The organism is Aliivibrio sp. S4MY1 (assembly GCF_028765545.1).
GTDB lineage: Bacteria > Pseudomonadota > Gammaproteobacteria > Enterobacterales > Vibrionaceae > Aliivibrio.
The window spans coordinates 1-9,977 of the sequence record NZ_JARACP010000034.1 but is presented as its reverse complement, the minus strand read 5'-3'; the positions used below and the strand labels follow the sequence as shown (position 1 = coordinate 9,977).

At 35.1% G+C, this 9,977-nt stretch carries 12 protein-coding genes; all 12 read left to right on the top strand.

The features are described from left to right. The first annotated feature begins 149 nt into the window (after positions 1–149). The 12 genes from PVK71_RS19850 to PVK71_RS19800 all read left to right on the top strand — a co-directional run bounded on the left by PVK71_RS19850 (position 150) and on the right by PVK71_RS19800 (position 7,567). Positions 150–743: an AHH domain-containing protein gene (locus PVK71_RS19850; RefSeq protein WP_061014400.1), complete on the top strand. Its 594-nt coding sequence runs from the start codon at positions 150–152 to the stop codon at positions 741–743. Then, entirely contained in the window at positions 740–1,360 is a 621-nt protein-coding gene (locus PVK71_RS19845) for an imm11 family protein (protein WP_061014402.1), read from the top strand. The genes PVK71_RS19850 and PVK71_RS19845 overlap by 4 nt, the downstream gene beginning before the upstream one ends. 717 nt (positions 1,361–2,077) lie before the next feature. Beyond that, the gene (locus PVK71_RS19840) at positions 2,078–2,662 is read left to right on the top strand and encodes a hypothetical protein (RefSeq protein ID WP_274421052.1); all 585 of its coding nucleotides are present in this window, start codon (positions 2,078–2,080) and stop codon (positions 2,660–2,662) included. Continuing rightward, complete coding sequence (locus PVK71_RS19835; protein ID WP_274421053.1) at positions 2,659–2,802, top strand: hypothetical protein; 144 nt, start codon at positions 2,659–2,661, stop codon at positions 2,800–2,802. The genes PVK71_RS19840 and PVK71_RS19835 overlap by 4 nt, the downstream gene beginning before the upstream one ends. Before the next feature lie 28 nt (positions 2,803–2,830). Further along, complete coding sequence (locus PVK71_RS19830) at positions 2,831–3,205, top strand: VOC family protein (RefSeq protein ID WP_086050413.1); 375 nt, start codon at positions 2,831–2,833, stop codon at positions 3,203–3,205. 161 nt (positions 3,206–3,366) lie between these two features. Further along, positions 3,367–3,816, top strand: a complete 450-nt coding sequence (locus PVK71_RS19825; protein WP_274421059.1) for a GNAT family N-acetyltransferase — start codon at positions 3,367–3,369, stop codon at positions 3,814–3,816. A 252-nt stretch (positions 3,817–4,068) separates the two neighbouring features. Beyond that, positions 4,069–4,314, top strand: a complete 246-nt coding sequence (locus tag PVK71_RS19820; protein ID WP_274421904.1) for a hypothetical protein — start codon at positions 4,069–4,071, stop codon at positions 4,312–4,314. A gap of 835 nt (positions 4,315–5,149) precedes the next feature. After that, positions 5,150–5,287: a zinc ribbon-containing protein gene (locus PVK71_RS20570; protein ID WP_443111740.1), complete on the top strand. Its 138-nt coding sequence runs from the start codon at positions 5,150–5,152 to the stop codon at positions 5,285–5,287. Between the two features lie 2 nt (positions 5,288–5,289). Next, a complete protein-coding gene (locus tag PVK71_RS19815; protein ID WP_274421055.1) occupies positions 5,290–5,514 on the top strand; it encodes a DUF2188 domain-containing protein in 225 nt (74 codons plus the stop codon). Positions 5,515–5,762: 248 nt separating this feature from the next. Then, positions 5,763–6,047 (top strand): hypothetical protein, encoded by a 285-nt coding sequence (locus tag PVK71_RS19810; RefSeq protein WP_274421056.1) that lies wholly within the window; start codon positions 5,763–5,765, stop codon positions 6,045–6,047. Between the two features lie 231 nt (positions 6,048–6,278). Beyond that, positions 6,279–6,950, top strand: coding sequence for a DUF2726 domain-containing protein (locus PVK71_RS19805; RefSeq protein WP_274421057.1), 672 nt, complete (start codon positions 6,279–6,281; stop codon positions 6,948–6,950). Between the two features lie 152 nt (positions 6,951–7,102). Then, positions 7,103–7,567 (top strand): GNAT family N-acetyltransferase, encoded by a 465-nt coding sequence (locus PVK71_RS19800; RefSeq protein ID WP_274421058.1) that lies wholly within the window; start codon positions 7,103–7,105, stop codon positions 7,565–7,567. Positions 7,568–9,977 lie beyond the last annotated feature (2,410 nt).

The following is a 9,977-nucleotide window of genomic DNA, read 5'->3' as shown; positions in this document are numbered from 1 at the left end:
TGTGATCATTCCTTTAACTTATTACCTTTAGGTAATTTGTCTATTGATTTAGTGAGATAGCAACCAATCTATAATGATAAAATCGAACTTACTTTTTCAATAAAATGGTTAGTTATCTTTAGGATAGTTATTAGGGTGATAAAATAATTATGAGTAAGACATCTATAGATAAAGATTCTCAATATCGAAAACGATTGTTGAGAGCTACAGACGAAGATCATCCCATACATAATGGTATTGATATGCAAGCGCATCATATTATTTCAGCAAAAGGAATTTCTTTATCTGGTTTGGATTGGAAACTGAAAGAATATAGTTATTTTATTAATAACATTGAAAATTTAGTTTTTATACCATGCACTCTTCCTGGTGCATGTCACTTAGGAGTACAGTTGCATTTAGGTGATCACACTTTTCAGGATGATGATCATCCGAGAAGCTATCATAGTGATGTTTCTGATAGAATTAAGCGTCTTGAAGAAAAAATGGATAAACGGTGTGAAAAAAAGAAGCCGATTCAAGGCTTAATTGATAAAGAAAGTATTAAAATTTTACGCTCAGTAAGTAACTTTGAGCTTCCATTAACTAAAATATTCCGTTACTTTCAAGTTAATGATAAAAATACTGTTGGATGCGGTAATGCTCGTACTATAAATCAGCATTCAAACCAAAACTGTGATGCATCTAGAGACCACTTTAGTCATATATCAAAACATAATTACAAGTTAAGAGTAGGACAATGACAAAATATAACGATGAATACTATATTGCTTTCCGTCCAAGTGGTGATGATCAAGTTTATATAAAACCTGACAGAAAAACATCACAAAGAAAATACGCTTATAAAAAATTAGTAAGTGGACAAGAGCCATTGTTCTTTTCTAATGGTTTTAAAGAAGAGGATAAAAATCGTTGGCCATTAACTGATTTACTTGTAGATAGTTCTGGTTTATTGATCAATGAAGAATTAAAAGATAATCTCAATCAATATAACGTCAATGGAATGCAAATATATCCATCAATATATATTGATGATGGTAATAAATGGCATGATAATTACTGGTATTTAGGTTTATATAAAGAATTGAATTGTCTTGATCTTGTAAAATCAAAAATTGAATTTTTTGATTTTGATGAGGACGAAGATGAGGATGATTTTTTAGAAGTAAAACAATATTCTTTAGATGAATCAGTATTAGATAATATTGAAGAAAGTAATCGTTTAATATTTAAAATTGCAAACTGTTCCAAGAGTTATTTATTTTTTCATAAGAAAATTGTTGAACTTATTTTAAAGAAAAAAATGTCAGGAGTTACTTTTATTAAAGTATCTGATTTTCATGAAGGTAAACAATTTTAAATTATCAATCCATTATCACATAACAAATGCATCAACACGATTTACTACACTCGGCATCTCAGGTTGTCGGGTGTTTCTCGTTTTAAGGCGTCAATTTTAAGTATAATGGTATCGTAGCAAACGTGTTATGCAGGCGTTACACGAACTAAAGATAGCAGTTTTTTGGCTCAGTTCGGCGATAGAACCATTCGATTTTTAGATGTGAAAGTAGGGTGGTTTTCTTTCTTCTTTGTTTCCTTTTAGTTTCCATTTCATCAGGTTCGGCAATTTACTATTATTGCCAAAAGTTCATGGGTTTCAGAAACCAATTCACGCTTCAATTGTTCATGGTTTTGCCTCATTTCAGTTTGCATTAGTGTTTTGCTCGCAGCATTTTTAATCCCAATTGTGGTAAGGATATTTGGTTTATCAGCTTAAAACTCGCAGAAACCAGATCGTACAAATGGCGTAAAAAAAGGGATTGTTTCGTTTCGCAGTTTTTGTAGTTGAACGGTTCTTTTGTTCGCTAAATTAGCTTCTGTAATTTAGAATTGGTTTCTAAATATTATTGGTAAATCAGTTCTTTACCAATTAAAGTGAAGCGTTGACAAAGATCGTGTAACAAAGCAATCAACACGATGCTAATTACACTCGGCGTTTGTGGTTTGAAGTATAATTGGTTTGGAAAGTGAGACGTTCGCACGTGTTATTGCGGCGTTAACTGTTTTTGAGGTATAAATGGAACTTACGAATTGGATAACATTACTTGGAAGTTTTGTTGGTTTAATGATTAGTATTATTACTTTTTGTGTAACCTACAGGCAGCTAGCTAATTTTAAAGGGGAAAAAGCAAAGGAATTACATGGGCGCTATAAAATAATTAAAGATCTAGCTGTTGATCTTGAGAAGAATTATGCCGAAATATTAATTATTTTAAGTGGTCTTACAAATGCCAATCTTACTATTGATGAAATTCATTGGTTTCTTACTGAACCTAGGGCTTTTTTAAAATTAAACACTTATGGTAATGTTTGTGGACGTTATTGTTTAATTGATTTAAAAAATGGTCAATTTACTTTAAATGACCGAGTGTTAACTCGTAAATTAAGAATTATAGAAAGGTGTAAGGTTATATCTCTTAGTTTTGGTTTATTAGCTTTTCTTACCAGTGTTTGGCTGACAATTATCTTAACCGTTGACTCAATTACAACAATCAATATTGCTGTAGCTTGCTGGGTTATTTACTTTATTCTGATTTTATGGGGAACAAACCTTGTATTAACTACATTGAGTAAAGCGGTAAAACTACAAGGTAAACCGTGATAACAAAACAGTTAACAAATGCATCAACACGATTTGCTACACTCGGCATTCTAGGTTTCTTTGAGTTTACCGTGTTAAGTGGTAAATTTGAGCTTAAACTGTATGGTAGCAAACGTGTTATGCAGGCGTTATATGCTTGAAAGGATTAAAATTAATAAGGAGATTGACGTGATCATTAATCATATTTCTATTGGTACAAAAGACGTAGTAGCGGCAGTTGCATTTTATGATGCGGTATTTGAGACTCTATCAATAAAACGCTCCCATTATATTGATGGAATTGCAGCAGCTTATGGTAATAGTTTTGAATTTTGGATTGGTTGTCCTTGTGAAAATAGTCCGACTAATGGTAATGGCTCTCATGTCGCCTTTAATGCCCCAAATACTGAAGCCGTCGATAATTTCTATAAGGTAGCAATTGAAAATGGAGCTACTTGTTCTGGTAAGCCTAATCTAAGACCTGAATATGGTGAAGGTTATTATGCAGCTTATGTTCTGGATTTAGATGGTAACAAAATAGAAGCTGTTTTTAATCAATTTTAGAACGCATATAACAAATGCATCAACACGATTTGCTACATTCGGCATTCTAGGTTTCTTTTGGTTTACCGTGTTAAGTGGTAAATTGGGGCTTAATCTGCATGGTAGCAAACGTGTTATGCAGGCGTTAAATGTTTCTTGGGCTCTAAGAGGAAAGTGGCTTGATTGAATTTAAAAAAATATCATCTGAATCAGTGCCAATGACGTTATTGCTTGAAGCTGATCCGTCTGAAATTGCTATCAAAAAATACTTAGCGGATTCGGCTTGTTTTGGTGCGTTTGATGGTGACCAAATTATTGGTGTTTGCGTTAGTAAGTCATTGAATGTCTCTACTTCTGAAATTTTTAATATAGCAATAGATCCTGAATATCAGCAGAAAGGTATTGGTTCAAAACTACTCCAATTTGTATTAAAAGAATTAACTACGATTGGTTACAGTAAAATTGAGCTTGGGACTGGTAGTTTTGGGTATCAATTATCGTTTTATCAACGTCACGATTTCAGAGTCGATTCCATTTTAAAGGATTTCTTCCTCGACAATTATGATAATGAGATATTTGAGAATGGAATTCAGCACAAGGATATGTTGCGTTTAGTTTGCTGGCTTCGTTGAGTCACATTTAACAAATGCATCAACACGATTTGCTACATTCGGCATTCTAGGTTTCTTTGAGTTTACCGTATTAAGTGGTAAGTTTGGACTTGATCTGCATGGTAGCAAACGTGTTATGCAGGCGTTATGTTCTCGTAAATGTGAACTGAACGGCAGTTTTAACAGTACGTTATAATATCGATTCTTATTATTGATATTGGTCAGTATGCCATTTTAATTGTTGGTTCATAGTTGAATTGCATATACTTATGTATGCATTTTAATTACGAGGTTCAAATGCAAGTTTATAAAGACATTAATAACGATTCAGGTGTGCATGGATTTGAGATTAGCGCTGATAGCATAACTGTTTGGTTTGATGGAACAGCACGCTCATATACCTATAATTACCATAGTGCAGGACGTGATCATGTTGAAACTATGAAGAAATTGGCAGTTTCTGGTGATGGACTAAATGCATACATTAATTATCATGTTAAATTCAAATATGTACGCTAATCAGTCGAAGTAACGAACATAACAATCGCATCAACACGATTTGCTACATTCGGCATTCTAGTTTCTATTGGGTTTATCGCTTTTAGTGGTAAATTTTGGCTTAATCTGCATGGTAGCAAACGTGTTATGCAGGCGTTGTGCGTACTGAGTCCGAAATTTTTTGCACGGTTCCTCAATAGAAATGAGACTTTTGTAAACGCTATTTAGTTATCGTAAATCCTTTTCTTTGTTGCCTTTTAGCATTCGTTTCATCAGGTTCGGCAAATTAGCCCTTATTTCTCTAAGTTCAGGCGTTTCAGAGGCTATTTTACGCTTCAATTGTTCTTTGGTTATGCCTCATTTTAGTTTGCATCTGTGCTTTCCTCGCCGCATTTTCAATCCCAATTGTGGTGAGGGTATTTGGTTTTTTAGTTCCAAATTTGCTGAAACCAAGCCGTTCAAATGGCGTTGTAAATGTATTTGTTTTTCTTTACATTATTTCCAATTTTATGTTCATTTTGTTCGCTTAATTACCATTGGTAAATTAAAATCAGGGCTTAGAAAATCTTGGCAGGGCAGTTCTTTACCAAGCTAGCTAAGCCGAAAGAAAGTCCGCACAACAATCGCATCAACACGATTTATTACACTCGGCGTTCTGGGTTTGTCTTGGTTTTTGTGATTAAGGCGGTTAATTCAGGTTGGTTGGCATGGTAATAAACGTGTTATGCAAGCGTTAAGTGTCTGTTCAGTTCTAAGACTTATATCTCAAAACCTTTCTATATTTAAGCGCATAATAAAAATTAACCACTATTTATTTGTGGTTAATATTAATAATTTAAATATGGAGAATTAAATTATGCCAACAACTGGTGAAAAGCCTGGTAAAGGTATCTATTATTGTAAGAAGTGTGGTCAAAGAGTCGATTTAGATGATTATTCGGATACACTTCCACCTTGTCCTAAATGTGCTCACACTGAATATAGAAAGAGTTAATAATGACAAAAAGTACCCATGTAGTTTCAAACCCTGATGGTGGTTGGGATATTAAGCAGAGTGGAGGGCAAAGATCGTCAGGTCATTTTGACACTAAAAAAGAAGCAGTTGATCGCGCAAGAGCAATTAGCCAGAATCAACAGTCAGAATTAGTGATTCATAATAAAGACGGTAAAATAGCTATCAAAGATAGTCATGGGGATGATCCATACCCACCTAAAGGATAAACACTTAACAAATGCATCAACACGATTTACTACACTCGGCAATCTCAGTTTGCCGAGTGTTTCTCGTTTTAAGGCGTCAATTTTAAGTATAATTGCATAGTAGTAAACGTGTTATGCAGGCGTTATGCCAATCATTGTACTAATTGGTATATCCTACAGCTAAGACTAATCCATGTTGTCTGTGGTTTTAATGCTCATATTACCATTGGTGTGGTATGCTGTGTTCTTTAGTTTTTATAGGATATAAAATGTTTATTATCGATGTTATGAAAAATGAAGATGCTGATCATGAGACTTACGTGATGGCATTAAATTGTGCAAGAGAGTCTCTTATTTCATTACTTGAGGACGATAATTTAATTGTCTCTGTTGATGAAGTGAAAAAACAGATTATTGTAAGTGTACTAGAAGACCATGAAGCCAATAAATTATATACCCTCCATGAGTTTAAAGAGTTAAATAAACAAGCATTTATGGGAGTTAATGGTCTTTACCCAGAATTTAAAAAATTAAAAGTATTTGCTATCGAGTAGCTTGTAGTAAATGGAATAACAATCGCATCAACACGATTTTCTACATTCGGCATTGTCAGTTTGCCTTTAGTTTCAGTGATTAAGGCGTTAAAATTCAGCTAGGTCTATATCGTAGCAAACGTGTTATGCAGGCGTTATAAGCTTAAATTGAAATGGTAATTACAGCGGTTTCTTGGTTATTTTAAACTAGGCCAAGATATGGAAGTAAAAGGTTGAATTAATGGAGATATCGTGGAAATTCTAATCGTAATAGCTTTGATTTTTGTTCTAGTTTTGTCTTTTGTTGCTAAGCTTAAATTAAGCCAATCATCGCCTAAAAGTGAACATTCTTATCGTCAACTCGGGGCATTATTTACTCCCGTAGAACGTTCATTTTTTGGTGTACTACAACAAACCGTTGCTACTGATAATGTGCTAGTTTTTGGTAAAGTTCGTGTTGCTGATGTTATTGCACCTGAAAAAGGAATGACAAAATCAGCGTGGCAAACCGCATTTAATAAAATATCAGCTAAGCACTTTGATTTTGTTTTGTGTAATCAAGACGACTTGTCAGTTATCTGTGCAATCGAACTAGACGACAGTTCTCATAATAATGCTAAACGAAAGTCTAGAGACCAATTTTTAGAAAGTGCTTGTGAATCAGCTCATTTTCCACTTATTCGTATACCAGCTAAACAAGCTTACAGTATCGAAAATGTCAGACTCTGTTTACAAAGTGTTTTATCAAATGCTGAACCTGAAATGCCTAGTTTTGAACTTGATTCCACCGATAAACAGTGCCCTAAATGTTCATCGAATATGGTTCTTAAAGTGGCTAAAAAGGGTAAATCAGTTGGCAATGAATTTTGGGGTTGTAGTTCATTTCCAGAATGTAGGCATATCGAACAGAAATTATCTAAGTAATCACTACGCTTATAACAATTGCATCAACACGATTTTCTACATTCGGCATTCTAGTTTTCTTTGGGTTTACCGTGTTAAGTGGTAAATTTAGGCTTAATTTGCATGGTAGCAAACGTGTTATGCAGGCGTTAACTGAATTCAAGTGAGGTTCTATGGTTTTAATAAGACATTACACTGAAAATGATGCAGAAGCTCTCTGGCACATCTTTCTTAATACCATTCGAATTATCAATGCTCGTGACTACTCTCAATCACAAGTTGAAGCATGGGCACCAGAATCATTTGATTTTTCAGTTTGGCAGACGAAAATGAAAACGATAAACCCATTTGTCGCAGAAATTGATGGTGTAATTGTTGGATATACTGATTTGCAAAGTAGTGGGCTAATTGATCATTTCTTTTGCCATCATGAATTTCAAGGTAAAGGCGTAGGTCGTGCTTTAATGGATCACGTAATGTCCAAAGGAAAAGCCCTAAACATTACTCGTTTTTATTCTGAAGTAAGCATTACAGCTAAACCATTTTATGAGCATTTTGGCTTTAAGGTGGTTAATGAGCAAACTATTGAAGTTCGCGGTGAAAAGCTTGTTAATTACGTGATGGAGAAATTCAGTTAACAAATGCATCAACACGATTTACTACATTCGGCATTCTAGATTGTCTTTAGTTTCAGTGATTAAGGCGTTAAAATTTAGCTAAGTCTGTATCGTAGTAAACGTGTTATGCAGGCGTTGTGCGTACTGAGTCCGAAATTTTTTGTACGGTTCATCAATAGAGCCGAGGCTTCCGTAGTTTCGGCTTAGTAAGCGTAAATTTCTTCTTTGTTGCCTTTTGGTTTTCGTTTCATCAGGTTCGGTAAATTAGCCCTTATTTCCCCAAGTTCAGGCGTTTCAGAGGCATATTTACGCTTCAATTGTTCTTTGGCTATGCCTCATTTTAGTCTGTATCAGTGTTTTCCTCTTGGCATTTTCAATCCCAATTGTGGCGAGGGTATTTGGTTTATCAGTTCCAAACATGCTGAAACCAAGCCGTTCAAATGGTGTAAAGAATGTATCTGTTTTCCATTTACTTTATCTCGCAATTTAAGAACATTTTGTTCGCTTAATTGCCATTGGTAAATTAGAATCAGGATATTAAAAATATTGGCAGAGCAGTTCTTTACCAAGTTAGCCAAGCCGAAAGTAAGCACGCACAACAATCGCATCAACACGATTTATTACATTCGGCGTTCTGGGTTTGCCTTGGGTTTTGTGATTAAGGCGGTTAATTCAGGTTGGTTTGCATAGTAATAAACGTGTTATGCCAGCGTTACACGAACTAAAGATTGCAGTTTTTTGGCTCAGTTCAGCGATAGAACCATTCGATTTTTAGATGTGAAAGTAGGGTGGTTTTCTTTCTTCTTTGTTTCCTTTTAGTTTTCATTTCATTAGGGTCGGCAATTGACTATTGTCGATCTAAGTTCAGCCATTTCAGTGACATTTTTACGCTTCAATTGTTCTTTAGTTATGCCTCATTTTATCCTGCATCAGTGTTTTCCTCGCAACATTATCAATCCCAATTGTTGTTGGGATATTTGGTTTATCAGCTCAAAACAGGCTGAAACCAAATCGTACAAATGGTGTAAGAAAAAGGGATTGTTTCGTTTCACAGTTATTGCCGTTGAAGTGATATTTTGCTCGCTTAATTGAGCCAGTCTAATTAAAATCGTTTAATAACAAATCTTGGTAAATCAGTTCTTTACCAATTAAAGTGAAGCGTTGACAAAGATCGTGTAACAAAGCAATCAACACGATGCTAATTACACTCGGCGTTTGTGGTTTGGAGTGTAATTGGTTTTGAAAGTCGGTCGTTCGCACGTGTTATTGCGGCGTTGTGCGTACTGAGTCCGAAATTTTTTGCACGGTTCGTAAATAGGATCGCGGCTTTCGTAGTTTTGGTTTAGTAAGCGTTCCTTTCTTCTTTGTTGCCTTTTGGTTTTCGTCATTATCAGGTTCGGCAAATAAGCCCTTATTTTCCTAAGTTCAGGCGTTTCAGAGGCTAATTTACGCTTCAATTGTTCTTTGATTATGCCTCATTTTATTCTGCATCAGTGTTTTCCTCTCTGCATTTCCAATCCCAGTTGTGGCAAGGATATTTGATTTATCAGTTCCAAATCTGCGGAAACCAAGTCGTTCAAATGGCATAAAAAATGTATTGGTTTTCCATTTACTTTACCACGCAATTTAAGAACATTTTGTTCGCTTAATTGTCATCGGTAAATTAGAATCAGGGCTTAGAAAGTCTTGGCAGGGCAGTTCTTTACCAAGTTGACCAAGCCGAAAGTAAGCACGCACAACAATCGCATCAACACGATTTATTACATTCGGCGTTCTGGGTTTGCCTTTGGTTTTGTGATTAAGGCAGTTAAATTCAGGTTGGTTTGCATGGTAATAAACGTGTTATGCCAGCGTTACACGAACTCTAAGATCGTAGTTTTTTGGCTCAGTTCAGCGATTGAGCCGTTAGTTTTTTAGGCGTGAAAGTAGGGTGGATTTCCTTTTTCTTTGTTGCCTTTTAATATTCGTTTTATCAGGTTCGGCAATTGACTATTATTGTCAAAAGTTCATGGGTTTCAGAAGCCAATTTAGCCTTCAATTGTTCATGGTTTTGCCTCATTTTATCCTGCATCAGTGTTTTGTTCGCCACATTTTCAATCCCAATTGTGGCAAGGATATTTGGTTTATCAGCTTAAAACTTGCTGAAACCAGATCGTACAAATGGCGTAAGAAAAAGGGATTGTTTCATCTCGCAGTTTTTGCCGTTGATTGGATATTTTGCTCGCTTAATTGAGCCAGTCTAATTAAACTCAATTTACAGTAAATCTCGGTAAATCAATTCTTTACCAAGTTAATGGAAGCGTTGACAAAGATCGTGTAACAAATGCATCAACACGATTTGCTACACTCGGCGTTGTCAGTTTACCTTTAGTTTCAGTGATTAAGGCGTTAAAATTCAGCTAGGTCTGCATAGTAGCAAACGTGTTATGCA